This window comes from Halospina sp. K52047b, assembly GCF_008709855.1.
GTDB classification, from domain to species: Bacteria; Pseudomonadota; Gammaproteobacteria; order Pseudomonadales; family Oleiphilaceae; genus Halospina; species Halospina utahensis_B.
Window position 1 is genome coordinate 1 of record NZ_VYJH01000035.1, and the last position, 509, is coordinate 509.

The 509-nt window shown below is 60.7% G+C and carries 1 protein-coding gene; it reads left to right on the top strand.

The features are described from left to right. On the top strand, positions 1-509 hold a 509-nt coding region (locus F3089_RS15770; protein WP_192497421.1), incomplete at both ends, for a transposase.

The window sequence follows — 509 nt, forward strand, 5'->3', positions numbered from 1 at the left end:
TCCGACGCCGGATTGTTGTTGCTTCGCGAAGTCGATAAACGCCATGGCCTGACCCGCCAGCTTGCCGGCGCATTGAACGATTCACGCATGAGCTCGAAGGTTCGCCACTCGCTGTCATCGATGGTGGCCCAACGGGTCTATGGCTTGGCTGCCGGCTACGAGGATTTCAACGATCACCAACAGCTGCGCTTTGACCAGATCCTGCAAAGCGCCATCGGCCGGGATCAGGCCCTGGCCGGCAAGTCCACGCTGAGCCGGATGGAGCGCGGCGTGGATCGTCAGGCGGTTGTCGAGGCTCACCGGGTACTGTGGCAGCAGTTCATTGACCAGCATGAGACGCCACCGAAAGAGCTGGTTCTGGATTTCGACGGTACCGATATTCCTCTGCACGGTGAGCAGCCGGCCAGGCACTTTCACCGGTATTACGATCACCACTGCTACCTGCCGCTGTACGTGTTCTGCGGCCGCCACCTGCTGGTCAGCTACCTGCGCCCGAGCTATTACAGCGA